Consider the following 18648-nt stretch of genomic DNA (forward strand, 5'->3'; position numbering starts at 1 on the left):
CTCCGGATGCAAATAGAGTGAGGTGACGCACGTCATGACCAGCGCGGGGCAGGCGCCCGAGGTCTTCGCCCAGCGGCCCAAGCGGGCCGACGCGCGGCGTAACTACGACGCCCTGATCGTGGCGGCACGCGAGGCGTTCGCCGAGAACGGCGCCGCCGCCTCCCTGGAGGACGTGGCCCGCCGGGCCGGCGTGGGCATCGGCACGCTCTACCGCAACTTCCCGACCCGCCGGCACCTGTTCGAGGCCGTCTACGTCGAGGAGGTCCGGGCGCTGTGCCACTCCGCCGAGGGCCTGGCCGAGCTGCCGCCCTGGGACGCGCTCGTCGCCTGGCTGCACCGCTTCGTCGCGTACGTCGCCACCAAGCGGGCGCTCGCCGAGCAACTGCTGCACGACTCCGAGATCTTCACCAGCTGCCGGGCGGAGATCTTCTCCGCCGGTGAGCCGCTGATGCGTCGCGCACAGGACGCCGGTGTGGTCCGTGGCGACATCGGCTTCGACGACGTGGTGCGGCTGATCAGTGGTCTCACCATGGCCCAGTTCCCGTCACCCGAGCAGCGTGACCGGGTGCTCGGCGTGGCACTGGACGGCCTGCGTCCACCAGCCACGCCGCGCTGACGGCCCAGTCGGCCGCGCCGCGCTGACGACCGTCCGACCGGTCAGCGGTCGACCAGCAGCAGCCACTCGTCGTCGAGGCGTTCCACTGTCGTGTCCGCCGGCCAGCGGTGGCCGGGATCGGCCACCGCCCGGGCCTGCTCTACCTGCGGCGGCCGGCTGAACTGCGTGTCGCGGAAGCTGGCCATGCTGTGGAACCGGGCCCGGCCGAAGTTCGCCGCGTCGAGAAAACGGGCCCTGTCGAACAGCGCCTCCGCGCCGAACACCGTCCAGCGGAACAGCGCCATGTTCGTGAAGCGGACGGCGTGGAAGCTGGCCGACCGGCCGAACTCGGTGTGCTCCATCGACAGGGCGCCCTCGAAGACGGCCTCGCGGAACGAGGTGACGTCCTCGAAGCGGGTCAGGTCGAAGCTGGTCGGCTGGCCGAAGGTCACCCGGCGAAACGAGGTCGGGCCGGTGAAGCTGGCTCGCCGACAGGACAGACCGCCGGGAAAGGCGGCGCCGTCGACGTTGGCCGCGCCGCCGACGCGGACGCCGTCGAGGACGACCTCGCCGTCGGCCACGAGCCCGTCGAAGACCACGTCACCGAAGGTCGCCGCACCGAACAGCAGCCGCCCCCGCGACGTCGCGCCCGCGAAGGTGGTCGAACCGGTGAACACCGCCGCCGTGAAGTTCGCGTCGACGAGCGTACAGCCGGCGGCGTCGAAGTCGATGAGCGTGGCGCCGGCCAGGTCGAGCGTCAGCTCCGGCCAGTGGGCCGCGTCGTCAGCGCGCAGGTGCCGGGTGAGCACGCGCTGCGCGCTGCGCCGGACCTCCGTCTCGCGCGGCTCGCCGTCGGACGCCGGCATCCGCAGGTACGCGCAGAGCACCGCCGCGATCGTCGGGCGCTGCCCCGGGTTGTCCTGACCGAGGCGCTCCAGCGCGTGCAGACCGCCGAGGCGTACCGCCGCGCTGTCGTTGCCGAGCAGCTCGACCGCCCGGGTGTACAGCTCGGTCAGTCGACGCTCCGCCGCGTCGTGCTCGGCGGCCCCGGACTGCCGCTCCTGGTGGCGCTGCGCGGCCTCGGCCACCGCCTCGGCGTGTGCCTGTACCCGGTCCCGGTGCACCTGGTCCCGTGTGGCGACGTTCTCCTGGTGCCGCTGCGCGCGTTCGGCGATCCACTGGCGGCGGGCGGCCAGCAGCAGCGCGAGCCCTCCGCCGGTGCCGGCGACGACGGTCAGGCCGGTGCGGATCGCGTCGATGCGCAGCGTGGCGCGGGTGTCCGGTTGGCTGGCCCGGTCGGCCTCGGTGAGCAGCAGGTCCAGCACCAGCCAGCCCAGGGCGACGGCGACGAGCAGGCCGACCAGGACCAGCCACCACGGCATCACCCTCAGCTCGCGCTCGGTGGGTTCGTCGACAGCCACGGCCACAGCATGCCAGGCAGCGCCGGTGTCCGATATGGAGCGTGGCGGTATGACCGTTTACGCCTCCGTCGGAACAACGGGTTACCGACGCGTAACAAGTCATTGACGTTTCTGAATTGTTGCGGGGATGATCGTCGCACGGTCGACCGGACACCCCCACCCACCTGCCCGGTTCGCCGGGCGCCTCCCCCCGGAGGTGCAGCGATGCTGCTCCGAAAGACCGCCCTCGTCCTGGCCCTCGCCACCGCCGCGCTGCTCACGTCCACCGCCACGGCGAACGCCGCCCCCGCCCCGGCCACCGCCGCCCCCACGACACCCTTCGCCGCCGCCGCGGCGGCCAACCCCGTCATCGTGGTCGGCGGGCTCAGCGGCGTCGCCGTCGCGTACGAGCCGATCGCCGCCCGCCTGCGCGCCGACGGCTACCGCGCCTTCATCTACCAACTGCCCGGGCTGGGCCTCGGCGACATCCCCACCTCGGCCCGCGCGTTCGCCAGCTACGTCAACCAGGTCCGCGCCAACACCGGCGCGGCGACGGTGGACGTCGTCGCCCACTCCGAAGGGGGTCTGGTGAGCCGGTACTACCTCAAGCGGCTCGGCGGCACCGCCACCGTCGGCCGCTACGTCAGCCTGGGCACACCGCAGTACGGCACGTACGTCGCCAATATCGTGGCGTTCCTGGGCCTGGGCAGCTGCGCCGGCGTGGTGGCCTGCCAACAGATGAGCATCGGCTCGGCGTTCCTCGCCGACCTCAACGACGGCGACGACACCCCGGGCGCGGTGCGCTACACCACCATCCGCACAGTGCAGGACGAGTTGGTCCGGCCGACCGGGAACGCCGCCGTCAACGACGGTGCGACGAACGTGCTGATCCAGGCGTACTGCCCGCTGCGGGTGGTGGGGCACCTCGGCCTGGTGCTCGACGGCACGGCGTACACCATCGTGCGTGGTGCCCTGGTCGACGGCCCGGTGCGACCCAACTGCCTCGCGCTCTGACCCGCTGCGCTGCGGCGGTCCCGGAGGGGACCGCCGCACCGGGCCCGCGACGGTGAGTGTCGGGTGCGCGACGATTCCCCCAAACGGTGTGGCAGACATCAGATGCCCTCGATAGCCTGCTCCGGCTGTCCATTCCCGACAGTGGACGCCATCCTCCGAGAGGGAGCAGCGCTCATGACCGAGCCGCCCACAGTGCCGCCGGAGAACACCCCGCCGACAGTGCCGCAGCTCGACGTCCGGGCCGCCCAACCGCCGTCGGCCGACACCCCGCCGCCCACCGGCGGGTTCGCCGACCGCCCACCGGGCTATCCCAGCGCGCTGGTCTGGCTGCGCGCCGGGATCCTGCGGGACTGGCGCGGCGTGCTCGGCGCGTTCCTCGCGACCTGGTTCTACCTGCCGGTGGCGCTGCTCCTGGCGTTCTGGGGCGGCCTCACGTTCGGCATCGTCGGGCTCTTCGCCGTCGGGACCGGCGCCGACGACCAGCTGCCCCAGGTGCTGCGCGACGCCCCGCTCATCGGCTCGCTGACCGAGGCGTTCCTGACCCGCTCCGGCGGGTTGCTCGGCGGCATCGCCGGTTTCGCCATCGGCTTTTTGGTCGGCTTCCTCGCCGTGCTGGCCCTGCCCTGGATGGGCGTAGCCGACGAGCCCTTCGCGCTGCTCACCGGCCTGATTGGCACTGTCGTCGCGGCGGCGCTGATCGGGGTCCTCTACACGCTGTACCGGGTGCTGCTCGAACCCCGTCTGCTTGTCGTCTCGGGTGCGCGCCAGCCCAGCCGCCGCGAGTACGCGCGGCTGCGCCCCGTGCTCGACGACTGCGCCCGACGGCTCGGCCTGCCCAGCGTGCCCAGGCTGCTCATGGAGGACGACCCGGTCCTGAGCAACGCGCGCACGTACGCTCGGCACGTGGTGGTCACCACCGCCGTGCTGGGCGAACCGGACGACGAGGTGGCCGCGCTGCTCAGCCACGAGCTGGTGCACTGGCGCACCGGGGACGAGATCACCAGCGCCTTCGTCCGCGGTGTCGGCCTGCCACTGACCCTCGCGCACGCCCTGCCGACCTGGCTGATGCGGACGTTCCCACACCCGGGCACCAACTTCGTGGTCTTCGTGTTCTTCTGGCCGGTGCTGCTCACCATGCGGTACGTGGTGCTGCCACTGCACGCCCGTGACGTGCGGGCGGCCGAGTACCGGGCCGACCTCGGCGCGGTGCTCACCGGGCACGTCGACGGCCTGCGGCGCATCCTGGAACGACGGCTGTCCTTCGAGACCGGCCGCAGCGGCTGGGACGAGGCGGTCTGCGCCACCCACCCGCCGCACGAGCTGCGGCTCGACGCGTTGGAGCGGGCGCCGCTGGCGGGTTCGCCCGCCGGGGCGGGTCAGCCCGTCACCGTCGACGGGCTGTTCAACAGCTCCGGTCCGGTCGGCACCCGCCGCACCTGGCTGCTGGTCGGCGCCCTCACACTGGCCGCCTGCCTCGGCACCAGCGGACTCGGCGTGGTGCAGTGGGCGTTCTTCCGGCCCCAGGCGGCGATCGACGGCTACTTCTCCGCGCTCGCCGATCGGGACAGCGAGGCCGCGCTCGGCTACCTGACCGACCAGGGCAGCGACACCGACACCAAGCTGCTCGCTCAACTGCTGCGGGGCAAGGGCTACCAACCACCGACCGACGTCGAGATCAGCTCGTTGGAGCGCGACGGCGACAGCGCCAGAGCCACAGTGGCGTACCGGCTGGGTGACGCGCGGGAGACCGCCGCCCTCACCCTGCGCCGCGAGGACGAGACCACCGCCGGGCTGTTCCACGGCTGGCGGTTGAGCGGCGGGCCGACCCCGCTCAACGCCGCGATCGCCGACCCCGGGGTACGGCTCAACGGGGTGGAGCTGCCTGTCGCCACCGAGGGTGCCCCGCTGGTGCTGTTGCCCGGCGGCTACACAGCGACCGGCCCGTCCAGTGCGCTCAGCGAGACGCCGAGCACGACGATGCTGGTCGGCCCGGGGGAGACCGCCGCCGTCCTGCAACTGGCGCCGGTGCTCAAGCCGGCGGCGACCGAGGCCGTCGAGGCGCAGGTACGCGCCTGGTTGGACGAGTGCGCCAAGCAGAAGGTCGCCGCCCCGCCGGGCTGCCCGTTCCGTTACTACGGCGGCTCCACCCAGAAGATCACCTGGAAGATCCTGGAGTATCCGAAGCTCGCCGTGGAACTCACCGGCCCAGCCAGCGCCCAGGTCTCCACCCCGACCGAGACCCAGGGCAGGGTGGAGGCCAGTGGCACCACCACCTACTTCGGCGGCAGCTCACCGTTCACTGACGACACCGCGTTCACGGTCACGGGCGTCGCCACCGCCGACGGGGACAACGTGACCTTCCGACCCGCCGCCGACTGACCGGGAGACAGACCGTGACCGACAGCGACACCGCAGCCCGGCTACCCGTCCGGCTGACCATCAGCCCCCGGCAGCGCCAGCCTCCGTCGGTCGACCTGCTGACCTGGATCCACCGCCGCCCCGAGTACCGGCCGGGAGTCCGCCCGGCCGGCGGCGGCGGGGGCCGGCCGGGATTCAGCGACGCGGTGATCATCGCGGTGCTCGCCCAGGGGCTGCTTCCCGGGCTGTTCAACCTGCTCCAGTCCTGGGTGGACCAGCAGCGCACCGAGGCCAGCATCCGGATCCAGGCGGGAGACACCGAAGTGGAGTTGCAGGTGAGCGGGCGGACCGACTCCGCTCGCCTGCTGGCCCAGGCGACCGAGGCGCTGCGCGCCGCCCGCGAGCCAGGCCCGGACGCCGCCGGGTGACCCGACGGCGTCCGGAACGGTGGGTCAGCTCGCCTTGGCGAGCGCCTCGAACTCGTCGTCGGTGAGTCGCACGTCGGCAGCGCCCACGTTCTCCTCCAGGTGCGCCACCGAGGACGTGCCGGGGATCGGCAGCATCACCGGCGAGCGGCGCAGCAGCCAGGCCAACGCGAGCTGCGCGGGCGACGCGCCGTGCGCAGTGGAGATGGCGTCCAGCGGGCCGCCCGGTCGGGCCAGCTCACCGGTCGCGATCGGGAACCACGGGATGAACGCGAGGTCGTTGCGCTCGCAGAACTCCAGCACGTCCTCGGCGCTGCGGTTGGCCAGGTTGTACAGGTTCTGCACGGACGCGATGGTGGTGATCGCCCGGGACTCCTCGATCTGCGCGACGCTCACCTCGGACAGCCCGATGTGCTGGATCTTGCCTTCCTCCCGCAGCAGGGCCAGCTCACCGAGCTGATCGGCGAGCGGCACCTTCGGGTCGATCCGGTGCAGCTGGTACAGCGGGATGCTGTCCAGACGGAGGTGGCGCAGGCTCAGCTCGCACTGCTGACGCAGGTACTCCGGGCGGCCCACCACCCGCCAGTCGCCCGGCCCGGATCGGGTGAACCCGCCCTTCGTCGCGATGACCAGGTCATCGGCGTACGGGTGCAGCGCCTCCCGGATCAGCAACTCCGACACGAACGGCCCGTACGAGTCGGCGGTGTCGATGAACGTCACGCCCAGCTCGACCGCACGGCGCAGCACGCGAACCGCCTCGGCCGGGTCCTTCGGGTCACCCCAGACACCCGGGCCGGTGATCTGCATGGCCCCGTAGCCGAGCCGGTTGACTGTGACATCGCCACCGATCCGGTACGTGCCGGACGCCTTCGCGGGCTGCTCACTGATATTTGTCGCCATTGCCCGATCCCCAATCGTCTCGTCGTGGCGGGCGTGGACAGCGCGGGCGTGAAGTGCCCACCCGCCACCGATGGATCATCCCCCGGAACCCCGCAGCCATGCCGCCGGTCGGCCGACTGTGGGCGCGGACACGCCGTCAGCGCGCCGACCCGAGTTGGCGGGAGCGCCCGGTACGACCGGGGTGGCCGTGCGACGCTGGCCGGAGCCGGTGCGTTCCGGCGCGACGGCGAGGGGAGCACCCATGGGAGTGCCGCAGGTCAACTTCGCGCTCGACACGTACGAGTGCATCGTGATCTATCCCGGCGCGGCCGGGCGGGCCCTGCCCGCGGAGACCGTGCAGCGGTTGCAGGCCGAGCACGCCGAACACATGCAGGCGTTGCAGCGCCGCGGCATCGTCCTGGTCGCCGGCTCGGTGGACGGGCCGGCGCGCGAGCCGGACCCGCCGATCGGTTTCGGGCTGGCCCGCACCGGCAGCGTCGACGATGTCCGCAGCGTGCTGGAGGCCGACCCGGCGGTGCAGGCCGGGCTCTACCGGGTGGAGGTGCTGACCTTCCTCTGCCCGGCCGGCTCCCTGGAATTTCCGCTGGTCAAGGCGGGTAGCTGAGTCACCGGTCCATCGGTGGCTGTCGTGATGGCGACGGCGCTCACCCGCCCGCCGGTGCTACGGTCGCGCCCAGCGCGGGCCGCCGCCGGGGCGTACCCGGTGTCGTGGGTCGGCCCCGGTCGAGGAGTCGCCATGATCTCCGCCGCCACCGGTGATGTCGCGTCAGCCGCCGCCCGACTGCGGGCCCTGCTCGGCGACCGGCTGCACGAGCCGGGCGATCCCGGTTACGCCGCCACCACCCAGCTCTGGAACGGCGCGGTGGCGCGCACGCCCGCGCTGGTCGCCCAGTGCCGGGACTCCGACGAGGTGGCCGAGGCAGTCCGCGTCGCCACCCGGTGCCACCTGCCCCTCTCGGTCCGCTCCGGCGGGCACGACTGGGCCGGCCGGGCGCTGCGCGACGGCGCTCTGGCGCTCGACCTGACCGGGCTGCGCGCCGTCGAGGTCGACCCCGACGCGGCCACCGTGACCATCGGCGGCGGCGTCACGGCGGCCGAGCTGCTCGCCGCGGCCCGCCCCTACGAGCTGGTGGTGCCCACCGGCACGGTTGGCGGCGTGGGAATGGCCGGGCTCACCCTCGCCGGCGGGTACGGCCCGCTGTGCGGCCGGTTCGGCCTGGCGGTGGACAGCCTGCTCGGCGCGGAGGTGGTTCTCGCCGACGGCCGCCGGGTCACCGCCGACCCCCGCCACGACGCCGAGCTGTACTGGGCGCTGCGCGGCGGCGGTGGCAACCTCGGCATCGTCACCGAGCTGCGCTTCCGCGCGCACCGGCTGCCCGGCGTGCTGGCCGGCATGATCATGTTCGCGCTCTCCGAGGCACCGGCCGTGCTGCGCGGCTACGGCGCGCTGGTCGCCGAGGCCCCGGACGAGCTGACAGTGATGACCGGCTTCCTGCCTGGCCCGGCCGGCGAGCCGGTGATCTTCGTCTGCCCGTTCTACAGCGGCCCCGACCTGGACGCCGGGGGGCAGTGGATGGACCGGCTGCGCGCGCTGGGCACCCCGCTGGTCGACCAGATCGGCCCGATGCCGTACGCGGACGCGCTGCGGATGTTCGACGGCGGGATGGTCGACGGCAACCACTACCTGCTGCGGACCCGGTGGTTGCCAGCGCTCACCGACGGCACGGTGGACACGCTCGTCGACGCGGCCCGGCAGGTCACCTCGCCGTTCTCCGCGCTGGCAGTGCACCACTTCCACGGCGCGGCCAGCCGGGTCCGACAGGCCGACACGGCGTTCGGGCTGCGCACCGATCACCTGATGGCCGAGATCATCGCGGTGTGGGCGCCCGGCGACCAGGCCGGTCCGCACCGCGAGTGGGCCGAGCGGACCTCGGCGGCGCTCGCCCCGCGTGCCCTGCCCGGTGGTTATCCCAACCTGCTCGCCCCCGAGGAGACCGACCGGGTCCGGCTCGCCTACGGCGCGAACTGGGAGCGGCTACGCCGGGCCAAGCGCCGCTACGACCCCCGCGACCTGCTGCACGCGGTGCCCACCCTGCCACCCTCTGGGCATCCGGAATGAGGCGTCGCCCGCGGCCCCCGGAGCACCCGGAATGAGCCGTCACCTGCCGTGCTCGGGGCACCCGGAGTGAGCCGCCGCCGGGAGCACCCCGACAGCGCACGCCGACGGAGGCGTACGATTCCCGGCGCGCGGTCGCTGATGCCCGTCGCCACAACGTTCCCGGTGCGGTTCCGCCCGCCGGCCCGACGCGCACCGCGCGTCGTTGGACACCTGCTCCACTGCCTGCAAGGGGTCGGCCCTGAGTCCGACCTGAAGGAGAGACTAGCCTGATGGGCGTGACACGCCGCGCGAAGATCGTCTGCACTCTTGGTCCCGCCACCTCGTCCCCGGAGCGCATCCGGGGTCTCGTCGAGGCCGGCATGAACGTGGCGAGGCTCAACTTCAGCCACGGCAGCCACGCCGACCACGAGGCGGTCTACCGACTGGTCCGGGAGGCGTCGGAGGCAACAGGTAAGCCGGTCGCCGTCCTCGCCGACCTGCAAGGCCCCAAGATCCGGCTCGGTCGGTTCGCCGACGGCCCGCACGAGTGGCGCACCGGTGACTCCGTCGTCATCACCGGCGACGACGTCATCGGCACCAAGGAGCGGGTCTCCTGCACCTACCGCAAGCTGCCGCAGGAGGTGAAGCCCGGTGACCGGCTGCTGATCGACGACGGTCGGGTCGCCGTCGAGGTCACCGACGTCACCGGCAACGACATCCGCTGCCTCGTCACCGAGGGCGGCCCGGTCTCCAACAACAAGGGCGTGTCGCTGCCCAACGTGGCGGTCAGTGTGCCCGCCATGTCGGACAAGGACGCCGAGGACCTGCGCTTCTCCCTGGGTCTCGGTGTCGACCTGGTGGCGCTCTCCTTCGTCCGCTCGGCCGAGGACATCAAGCTCGTGCACGGGATCATGGCCGAGGAGGGCGTGTTCCGGCCGGTGCTCGCCAAGGTCGAGAAGCCGGAGGCGGTGGAGCACCTGGAGGCCATCGTGCTGGCCTTCGACGGCGTCATGGTCGCCCGCGGTGACCTCGGTGTCGAGATGCCACTGGACGAGGTCCCGCTGGTGCAGAAGCGCGCCGTGCAGCTGTGCCGGGAGAACGCCAAGCCCGTCATCGTGGCCACCCAGATGCTCGACTCCATGATCGAGAACTCCCGCCCGACCCGGGCGGAGGCCTCCGACGTCGCCAACGCGGTGCTCGACGGCGCGGACGCGGTGATGCTCTCCGGCGAAACCAGCGTCGGCAAGTATCCGGTGCTCACTGTCAGCACCATGGCCAAGATCGTGACGACCACCGAGGCCGGTTCCATCGGGGTGCCGCGCCTGCAGCACGACCCGCGTACCCACGGTGGCGCCCTCACCGTGGCCGCCTCGTCGATCGCCCGGGCCATCAACGCCAAGGCGCTCGTCGCGTTCTCACAGACCGGCGACACCGTGCGACGGCTGTCCCGCCTGCACTGCGACCTGCCGCTGCTGGCCTTCACGCCGGTCCCCGAGGTGCGCGACCAGCTCGCCCTCACCTGGGGCGTGGAGACCTTCCTGATGCCGTTCGTGCAGCACACCGACGACATGTTCCGCCAGGTCGACCAGGCGCTGCTCGGCCTCGACCGGGCCAACCCCGGTGACTACGTGGTGATCGTGGCGGGCAGCCCGCCCGGCACCCCCGGCTCGACCAACACGCTGCGCGTACACCAGCTCGGCTCGCTTGTCGACGCCGCGTCGGCGCGGGCCCTGCAGTGAGCGACGGTCGGGTCGCGGTCGGCCAGGCGGCGGTGGACCAGCTGCTGGAAGTGCTGGACCTCGACCCGACCGGCGAAATGACCTTCCGGGGGATGAGCCCCCCGGTCGGCCCACAACGGGTGTACGGCGGTCAGGTCGCCGGTCAGGCCCTGGTCGCCGCCGGCCGTACCGTCGACCCGGAGCGGTTCGTGCACTCGCTGCACGGCTACTTCGTCCGCCCCGGCGACCCTGTCGAACCGATCGCGTACGAGGTGGAGAACATCCGCGACGGCCGGTCCTTCTCGGTCCGCCGCGCGGTGGCCCTCCAACACGGCAAGCCGATCTTCTTCATGTCGGCGTCGTTCCAGCGGGCCGAGGAGGGCCTGGACCACCAGGCCCCGGCCCCGCTGGACGTACCACCGCCGCAGGACGTGCCGACGATGACCGACCGGCTCTCCCGCTACCCGGAGCGGCTGGGCATCTGGGGTCAGATCCCACGACCGATCGACGTGCGCTACGTGGGCGAGCCCGGCTGGGTCCGCCCCGGCGACCGGCCCGCCGACCCGCACCAGCGCGTCTGGATGCGCATCGACGGCAAACTGCCCGACGACCCCCTGCTGCACGCCTGCGCGCTCACCTACGCCTCGGACCTCACCCTGCTGGATTCGGTGCTCTCCGCGCACGGCGAGGTGTGGGGGCCGGGCGGGTTGGTCGGCGCGAGCCTGGACCACGCGCTGTGGTTCCACCGGCCGTTCCGGGCCGACGAGTGGTTCCTCTACGACTGCCTGAGCCCATCGGCGTCCGGCGCGCGCGGGCTGGCCACCGGCCGGATGTTCACCACCGACGGCCAGCAGATCGCCAGCGCCGTCCAGGAGGGTCTGCTGCGCCGCGTCGGAGCCTGACGCTCTGGCTCATCTCCGCCGCTTGATCGTCACTCGTCCCCGCCAGGCAACTGGCGGGGATGACGTGGTTCAGGCCTGGTAGATGGCTTCGCCGGCGATCTCGATCTGCACGGTCTTGCCGACCAGCACCCCGCCGCTCTCCAGGACGACATTCCAGAGCAGGCCGTAGTCCTCACGGTTCATCTCTGCCGTCGCGCTGAACCCGAAGATGTTCTGCCCGTACGGATCCTGACGAGCACCACCAAAATTCACCTCCAGGTCGACGGCCCGGGTGATCCCCTTCACCGTCAACTCACCGGTGAGGACGAATCGTCCGGGAATACCGTCGGACTGCGGCGGAACAATGTGACTTCTGCCTCGTCCGCCCAACCGGTGGTTGCGCAGACGCGCCCACTGGAATATGGGGTCCTCGTTGCCCTGCCACTTAATGCCGGTGCTTCGATATTCGAGGGTGGGAAAACGCTCCACGTCGAGGAAGTCGGCACTCTTCAGATGCGTGTCCCGGTCGACGCTTCCGGTGGTGATGCTGGCCGACATGATGGTGGCCGTCACCGAGGAGAGCAGCGGGTCCTCCGCCACGAAGATCTCCGCCGTGGCCTCGGCGAACTCGCCGCGCACCGGGCTCACCATCATGTGCCGGGACAGGAAACCGATCCGCTTGTGCGCCTGATCGAGAAGATAGGAGCCGGCCACCGGGATGGTCATGCCGTCCCAGGTGCGTGTGGCGATATCGGTCATCGTGTTGCCTTCCCCCCGAGCACACCCGGGTGTTTATCAATATGGTGCTGGCGGCCGGGTAAACGGCCAGACATTCGTAGTCACGCCCAGCATAGGGACGCTCCGGACCGGCATTTCGGCCGCCACCGTTCGGTGGATCATGACGTACTTCACCGGTCCCTACCGGCGGCCGTTCATCGGTCCCGATCGGGTGCCGGCGGCGCTACTTTCCATCGATGCGTGGCCGATCGGCCGAGGGTCGCCCGCCCGCCCGGTTGACCAGCGACTAACCTTGCCGACATGCGCCTCTCCGCTCGGGTCGACTACGCCCTCCGTGCGGCCGCCGAGCTTGCCGCGACGGCCAGCGGCCCCGGGCGCGGTCGGCCGGTGACGGCCGACCAGATCGCCCGCGCCCAGGAGATCCCGCCGAAGTTCCTGGAGAGCATCCTTCTCCAACTGCGCCGAGGCGGCATCGTGCACGCCCAGCGCGGCCCGGAGGGCGGCTACTGGCTGGCCCGCCCCGCCGAGGAGATCTCCCTCGCCGAGGTCATCCGGGTGATCGACGGGCCCCTCGCCCACGTACGCGGGCAACGCCCCGAGCAGCTCGGCTACCACGGTCCGGCACATGCCCTCCAGGAAGTCTGGATCGCGCTACGGGCAAGCGAGCGGGAGATCCTGGAACTGGTCAGCGTCGCCGACGTCGCCGCCGGCACCCTGCCCGCGCGGGTCACCGAGCTGGCCGCCGACCCGCGCGCCTGGATCTGAGCGCCGGTTCCGCTCCCGGCTTCACGCCACCTGGTCGCTGCCTTCTTCGCCTGGGTCCGCACGCCGACCAGGTTTCCGGCCTGGCGTCGCCTGGCCCCTGGCCCTGCGTGCCTGGATTGCCGCCGCTCGTTTGCCGGCCCGCGCCACCTGGCCGCTGACCCGGCGCACCGCCCGTTCGCGTCCCATCCACCGATCGGGGGCTTGACCCCGGCTGGCCCATCCCGCATTGTCGACCAAGTCGATAGGAGATGCCGAAAAGTCTGGGGGCGCTCGTGCGCAAGCTGTTGGTCCTCGCTCTGGTCGGGCTCGTCGCGCAACTGATCGATGGTTCGCTCGGCATGGCATACGGCTTGACCTCGTCCACTCTGCTGCTGGTCGCCGGGGTCGCCCCGGCCGCAGCCTCGGCCTCGGTGCACCTGGCCGAGATCGGCACCACGCTCGCCGCCGGGGTCGCGCACTGGCGGTTCGGCAACGTCGACTGGCGGGTGGTGTCCCGCATCGCCCTACCCGGCGCTGTCGGCGCCTTCGCCGGCGCCACTCTGCTCAGCTCGATCTCCACCGAGGCCGCCGCACCGTGGATGGCCGGCATCCTCTTCACGCTCGGCGCGTACCTCCTGATCCGCTTCGCCCGCCCACTGCGCACCGACCGGGTCGGCGGACGGCTCCGCAGTCGTTTCCTCGGCCCCCTGGGCCTGGTCGCCGGCTTCGTCGACGCGACCGGCGGCGGCGGATGGGGTCCGGTGGCCACCCCCGCGCTGCTGGTCTCCGGCCGCATGGAACCCCGCAAGGTGATCGGCTCCGTCGACACCGCCGAGTTCGTCGTGGCCGGCGCGGCCAGCATCGGCTTCCTGATCGGGTTGGGCTCGGAGGGATTCCTGCTCCCCACCGTCGCCGCGCTGCTCATCGGCGGCCTCATCGCCGCCCCACTGGCCGCCTGGCTGGTGCGAATCGTGCCCGCCCAACTGCTCGGCGCGGCAGTCGGCGGCGTGATCGTGCTGACCAACGCCCGCACCCTGATCCGCTCCGCCGAACTGGACGGTCCGGCCCGCCCCGCCCTGTACGCCCTGCTCGCCGCCGGCTGGCTGGCCGCCCTGGTGTTGGCCGTCCGTGCCCTACGCCGTACCCGCCGCGCCCGCGCCGAGGCCGCCGCCGCTCCCGCCGCCGCTGCCGGTGTGCCCGCCGAGGCATCCGACGCGGCGTCCGTCAGCGAGGCCCCGGCCGATCTGGCCGCAACGGGTACGCCCACCCCCCGCTGACCCCCGGGTTACGCCCACCCCCCCGCTGGCCCCCGTTGCGCCCACCCCACGCCGACCCCCCGGTTGCGCCCACCCCCCGCTGGCCCCCGTTGCGCCCACCCCACGCCGCCCCCCGGGTTGGGCTCACCCACCCACGCGCCCGCCGCGCCCCGGTCAAACGTCGCCATCGCCCAGGTTGAGTCACCAAGATCGCGCTACATCCTGGATGTAGTGGTATCCCGGCTCGTCGAAGCCACTACATCCAGGATCGAGCGTGACCTTGGCGGCGGTGGGCGCCCTGAACCCTGCCCCCGGTCGGTTGGACACGGTGTTCGTCGTCAGGATTCGCGCAACATCGGGGATGTTGCTGTCTCCCGCGCGTCGGAGGTGGCAACGTCCGGGAAGTTGCGCAGATCCCGGCGCGAGGGCGCGAGGGCGCGAGGGCGCGAGGGCGCGAGGGACCGGGGGCCCCGGGGCGCGAGGGACCGGGAGCGCGGAGAAACGGGGGAACGGGGCGTGGAACGGCGGGGCGGCGGCGGGTCAGGGGGTGAGCAGTGTGGTGGCCGCATCGGAGAGCAGGGTCCAGGCTTCGTCGGTGTGCGCTTCGGTGGTCTGGGGTGATCCGACCGCCAGCCGCAGCGTGTAGCGGCCGTCGACCCGGGTGTGCGTGAGGTGCACCCGCCCGGTGGCGTTCACCGAGGCCAGCAACGCCGCGTTGGTATCGTCGTCGGCGCGCAGTCGGAAGCAGACCAGTGAGAACGGGTGCGCCGCGGCCAACTCGAACCGGTCGTCGGCGCGGACCCGCTCGGCGAACCGTTCGGCCAGCGCCACCCCGGAGCGGATGTGCGCCCGTAGCCCTTCGGCGCCGTACCAGCGCAGCACGAACCACAGCTTGAGGGACCGGAACCGCCGGCCCAGTGGCACCTGCCAGTCCCGGTAGTCGATCACCGCACCGGATTCGGAGGCCGCGTTGCGCAGGAACTCCGGCAGTACGGTCAGCGCCTCGATCAGTTCGGCCCGGTCGGCCACCCAGAACGCGTCGCAGTCGAAGCCGGTGAGCAGCCACTTGTGCGGGTCGAAGCAGTAGGAGTCGGCGTACTCCAGGCCGGCGTGCGTCCACCGGAGTTCGGGGCAGACGGCGGCGGAGCCCGCGTACGCGGCGTCCACGTGCAGCCAGATCCCGTACTCGGCGCAGATGGCCCCGATCTCCGGCAGCGGGTCGACGGCGGTGGTGGAGGTGGTGCCGATGGTTGCCACCACGATGGCCGGCACGTCACCGGCGGCCAGGTCGGCCTCGATGGCGGCCCGCAGGGCGTCCGGCAGCATCGCCTGGGTGTCCGGGTCCACCTCGATCGACCGGATTCCGTCGCTGCCCAGCCCGGCGATCCGTACCGCCTTCTCGATGGACGAGTGCCCGTGCACGGAGGTGTAGGCGCGGTAACGCCGGTCGATGCCGGTGTGCCGCCAGCGGCCGCCGCTGGCCCGTTGCAGTGCGGTCAGGGTGGCCACGAGCGTCGCCGAGGAGGCCGAGTCCTGGATGACCCCACCGCCGGTGCTGGTCGAGCGGAACCGCGGTGGCAGGTCCAGCAGGTGGGCCAGCCAGTCCATCATCACCGTCTCCAGCTCGGTGCAGGCGGGGCTGGAGGCCCAGAGCATGCCCTGGACGCCGAGCCCGGAGCTGACCAGGTCGCCGAGCACGCTCGGGCCGGAGGTGTTGCCGGGGAAGTAGCCGAAGAAGCCCGGGTGCTGCCAGTGGGTCAGCCCCGGTACGACGATCGAGTCCAGGTCGGCGAGGATCGCCTCGACCGGTTCGCCGCCGGTGGTGGGGGGTTCGCTGGGCAGGGCGGCGGCCACCGTGCCCGGGGGGTCGGCCGGGGCGACCGGGCGTTGCTCCACTGTCGCCCAGTAGTCGGCGATCCAGTCGACGACGGCGTGGCCGGCGCGACGGAATTCGGTGGGGTCCATGTGGTGAGCGCTCATCTGAACGAGTTGATCAGGCATCGATCACCGAGGCAAGGGTGGTACCCGCAGTCAAGCGATGATGGTCGATGTTGCGGACCGGAAAGCGCTTGCCTTACGATGCGCGGTGAGTCGGATCCGTGAGTTCCAGGGCGTTTCACCCCGATCAGATCGCCGTCCACCGCCGTCGCGGTGGGGTCGGTCCACTGTGCTTCCCGGGCAGGGCCGGTGGGTCGTAGCGATCATCACCGGATCCCGGAGGCAGTGCATGCACCCGTCCAGACATCGGCTGATCCTGCTCGCCGCCACGACGGCGGCCACAGTCGTGGCCGGCACCCTCGGCACGGTCGTCGCCTCGGCCGCCGCCGTCGGCTGCCGGATCGACTATCAGATCACCAACCAGTGGCAGGGCGGCTTCGGCGCCAACGTCACAGTCACCAACCTCGGCGACCCGGTCAACGGGTGGGCCGTCACCTGGTCGTACGCCGCGGGCCAGCAGGTCACCCAGGCGTGGAACGCCGCCGTCACCCAGTCCGGCGCCCAGGTGACAGCGCGCAACGTCGACCACAACACCGCCATCGCCACGAACGGCAGCGCCTCGTTCGGCTTCAACGGTTCGTGGACCGGCAGCAACCCGGTGCCGGCCAGCTTCGCGCTCAACGGCACCACCTGCACCGGCGCCCCACCCACCGACGAGCCGACGACCCCACCGCCGACGACCCCACCCCCGACCACCCCACCGCCGACCACCCCACCCCCGACCACGCCTCCGCCGTCGGCCGGGGTGTTGCAGATGGAGAAGCTGGACCGGGGGCTGGTCAGCGTCCGCTCCGGCAGTGGCAACCTGGTCTCCTGGCGGCTGCTCGGCACTGAGACCTCAGGGGTGTCGTTCAACCTCTACCGGGGTTCCACCAAGGTCAACGCCAGTCCGATCACCGGTGCCACCAACTACCTCGACAGCGGCGCGGCGGCCGGCTCGGCGTACACCGTGCGGGCCGTGGTGGGCGGCGCCGAGCAGGCGGCGTCACCGCCGGCGTTGCAGTTCGGCGCGGGTTACCTGGACGTGCCGTTGCAGGTCCCGGCCGGGGGCAGCACCCCGAGTGGCGAGAGCTACTCGTACAGCGCGAGCGACGCCTCGGTCGGTGACCTCAACGGCGACGGCAGCTACGAGATCGTGCTCAAGTGGGAGCCGTCGAACGCCAAGGACAACTCCCAGTCCGGCTACACCGGCAACGTCTACGTCGACGCCTACACACTCACCGGCACCCGGTTGTGGCGGATCGACCTGGGCCGCAACATCCGGGCCGGCGCCCACTACACCCAGTTCCAGGTGTACGACTACGACGGCGACGGCCGCGCCGAGGTGGCCATGAAGACCGCCGACGGCACCCGCTCCGGCACCGGTCAGCTGATCGGCTCGTCGTCGGCGGACTACCGCAACTCCAGCGGCTACGTGCTGTCCGGTCCGGAGTACCTGACCATGTTCAACGGGCAGACCGGTGCGATCGCCTCCACAGTCAACTACGACCCGCCGCGCGGCACCGTGTCGTCCTGGGGTGACTCGTACGGCAACCGGGTGGACCGGTTCCTCGCCGGCACCGCGTACCTGGACGGACAACGCCTCTCGCTGATCATGGCCCGGGGTTACTACACCCGCGCGGTGATCGCGGCCTGGGACTTCCGCAACGGCACGCTGACCAAGCGCTGGACGTTCGACTCGAACTCCTCCGGCAACGGCGCCGCCGCGGGTCAGGGCAACCACCAGCTCTCCGTCGCCGACGTCGACGCCGACGGTCGCCAGGAGATCGTGTACGGGGCCGCCACCATCGACGACAACGGCCGGCTGCTGCACTCGACCGGCAACGGCCACGGCGACGCCATGCACGTCGGGGACCTGGACCCGGGCCGCGCCGGCCTGGAGGTGTTCAAGGTCGACGAGGACGGCAGCAAGCCCAGCTCCTATTTCGCCGACGCCCGGACCGGCCAGGTCCTCTGGTCCACGCCGGCGTCCGGCGACAACGGCCGGGGCGTCTCCGCGGACATCTGGGCGGGCAGCCCTGGCGCGGAGTCGTGGTCGTCAGCGGTCGCCGGACTGGCGAACACCAGGGGGCAGAACGTCGGACGCAAGCCGTCCTCGGCCAACTTCCTCGCCTGGTGGGACGGCGACCCGCTGCGGGAACTGCTCGACGGCACGAAGATCGACAAGTACGGCACCGGTGGTGAGACCCGGCTGCTCGACGGCAGCGGTGTGGCGTCCAACAACGGCACCAAGTCGACGCCGGCGCTCTCCGGCGACTTCCTGGGCGACTGGCGCGAGGAGGTGATCTGGCGGACCACCGACAGTCGGGCGCTGCGCATCTACAGCACACCCACGCCGACCAGCACCCGGATCTACACCCTGATGCACGATCCGCAGTATCGGGTGGCGATCGCGTGGCAGAACACCGCCTACAACCAGCCGCCGCACCCGGGGTTCTTCATCGGCAACGGAATGGGCACCCCACCGACGCCGGACATCTACCTACGTTGATGCAACCCCTGGCGGTCCCGAGCGGGGTCGCC

Annotated in this window: 15 protein-coding genes; 11 read left to right on the forward strand and 4 right to left on the reverse strand. The window is 71.9% G+C overall.

The window, feature by feature from the left end; all coding sequences use genetic code 11:
• Positions 1–34: 34 nt before the first annotated feature.
• On the forward strand, positions 35–616 hold the full coding sequence (locus AB0K35_RS20635) for a TetR/AcrR family transcriptional regulator (RefSeq protein WP_238667330.1): 582 nt from the start codon (positions 35–37) through the stop codon (positions 614–616).
• A gap of 41 nt (positions 617–657) precedes the next feature.
• Here AB0K35_RS20635 and AB0K35_RS20640 read toward each other — a convergent pair whose 3' ends face one another.
• Complete coding sequence (locus tag AB0K35_RS20640) at positions 658–2016, reverse strand: pentapeptide repeat-containing protein (protein WP_363886875.1); 1359 nt, start codon at positions 2014–2016, stop codon at positions 658–660.
• A gap of 204 nt (positions 2017–2220) precedes the next feature.
• On the opposite strand from AB0K35_RS20640, the gene AB0K35_RS20645 reads away from it, so the two are divergent.
• The 3 genes from AB0K35_RS20645 to AB0K35_RS20655 all read left to right on the forward strand — a co-directional run bounded on the left by AB0K35_RS20645 (position 2221) and on the right by AB0K35_RS20655 (position 5795).
• Entirely contained in the window at positions 2221–3009 is a 789-nt protein-coding gene (locus AB0K35_RS20645) for an alpha/beta fold hydrolase (protein ID WP_363886878.1), read from the forward strand.
• Between the two features lie 174 nt (positions 3010–3183).
• On the forward strand, positions 3184–5388 hold the full coding sequence (locus AB0K35_RS20650) for a M48 family metalloprotease (protein ID WP_363886881.1): 2205 nt from the start codon (positions 3184–3186) through the stop codon (positions 5386–5388).
• Positions 5389–5402: 14 nt separating this feature from the next.
• Positions 5403–5795 carry a hypothetical protein gene (locus AB0K35_RS20655; protein ID WP_238667326.1) on the forward strand — a complete coding sequence of 131 codons (393 nt, stop codon included), beginning with the start codon at positions 5403–5405 and terminating at the stop codon, positions 5793–5795.
• A 24-nt stretch (positions 5796–5819) separates the two neighbouring features.
• On the opposite strand, the gene AB0K35_RS20660 is transcribed toward AB0K35_RS20655, so the two are convergent.
• The gene (locus tag AB0K35_RS20660) at positions 5820–6692 is read right to left on the reverse strand and encodes an aldo/keto reductase (protein ID WP_238667325.1); all 873 of its coding nucleotides are present in this window, start codon (positions 6690–6692) and stop codon (positions 5820–5822) included.
• Positions 6693–6933: 241 nt separating this feature from the next.
• Between AB0K35_RS20660 and AB0K35_RS20665 the strand changes: the two genes are divergently transcribed.
• The 4 genes from AB0K35_RS20665 (at position 6934) to AB0K35_RS20680 (ending at position 11410) form a co-directional block, all read left to right on the forward strand.
• Positions 6934–7296 (forward strand): YciI family protein, encoded by a 363-nt coding sequence (locus AB0K35_RS20665; protein ID WP_091407872.1) that lies wholly within the window; start codon positions 6934–6936, stop codon positions 7294–7296.
• Between the two features lie 132 nt (positions 7297–7428).
• Positions 7429–8811: an FAD-binding oxidoreductase gene (locus AB0K35_RS20670; protein WP_363886885.1), complete on the forward strand. Its 1383-nt coding sequence runs from the start codon at positions 7429–7431 to the stop codon at positions 8809–8811.
• 269 nt (positions 8812–9080) lie between these two features.
• Positions 9081–10529: a pyruvate kinase gene (pyk, locus tag AB0K35_RS20675; RefSeq protein WP_112582693.1), complete on the forward strand. Its 1449-nt coding sequence runs from the start codon at positions 9081–9083 to the stop codon at positions 10527–10529.
• Positions 10526–11410 (forward strand): acyl-CoA thioesterase II, encoded by an 885-nt coding sequence (locus AB0K35_RS20680; RefSeq protein ID WP_112582692.1) that lies wholly within the window; start codon positions 10526–10528, stop codon positions 11408–11410. Before pyk ends, AB0K35_RS20680 begins: the two co-directional genes overlap by 4 nt.
• A gap of 69 nt (positions 11411–11479) precedes the next feature.
• Here the strand turns inward: AB0K35_RS20680 and AB0K35_RS20685 are convergent, their stop codons facing one another.
• Positions 11480–12148, reverse strand: coding sequence for a YceI family protein (locus AB0K35_RS20685; RefSeq protein WP_238667323.1), 669 nt, complete (start codon positions 12146–12148; stop codon positions 11480–11482).
• A 279-nt stretch (positions 12149–12427) separates the two neighbouring features.
• Here AB0K35_RS20685 and AB0K35_RS20690 point away from each other — a divergent pair, with 279 nt between their 5' ends.
• Entirely contained in the window at positions 12428–12892 is a 465-nt protein-coding gene (locus AB0K35_RS20690; protein WP_091407884.1) for an Rrf2 family transcriptional regulator, read from the forward strand.
• Positions 12893–13164: 272 nt separating this feature from the next.
• A complete protein-coding gene (locus tag AB0K35_RS20695) occupies positions 13165–14148 on the forward strand; it encodes a sulfite exporter TauE/SafE family protein (protein ID WP_363886954.1) in 984 nt (327 codons plus the stop codon).
• A gap of 519 nt (positions 14149–14667) precedes the next feature.
• Here the strand turns inward: AB0K35_RS20695 and AB0K35_RS20700 are convergent.
• Positions 14668–16107 (reverse strand): pyridoxal-dependent decarboxylase, encoded by a 1440-nt coding sequence (locus tag AB0K35_RS20700; RefSeq protein WP_238671666.1) that lies wholly within the window; start codon positions 16105–16107, stop codon positions 14668–14670.
• 247 nt (positions 16108–16354) lie between these two features.
• Here AB0K35_RS20700 and AB0K35_RS20705 point away from each other — a divergent pair, with 247 nt between their 5' ends.
• Entirely contained in the window at positions 16355–18616 is a 2262-nt protein-coding gene (locus tag AB0K35_RS20705) for a cellulose binding domain-containing protein (protein WP_363886890.1), read from the forward strand.
• Positions 18617–18648: the final 32 nt, after the last annotated feature.

This window comes from Micromonospora sp. NPDC053740, from assembly GCF_040677775.1.
Lineage (GTDB): Bacteria > Actinomycetota > Actinomycetes > Mycobacteriales > Micromonosporaceae > Micromonospora > Micromonospora alfalfae.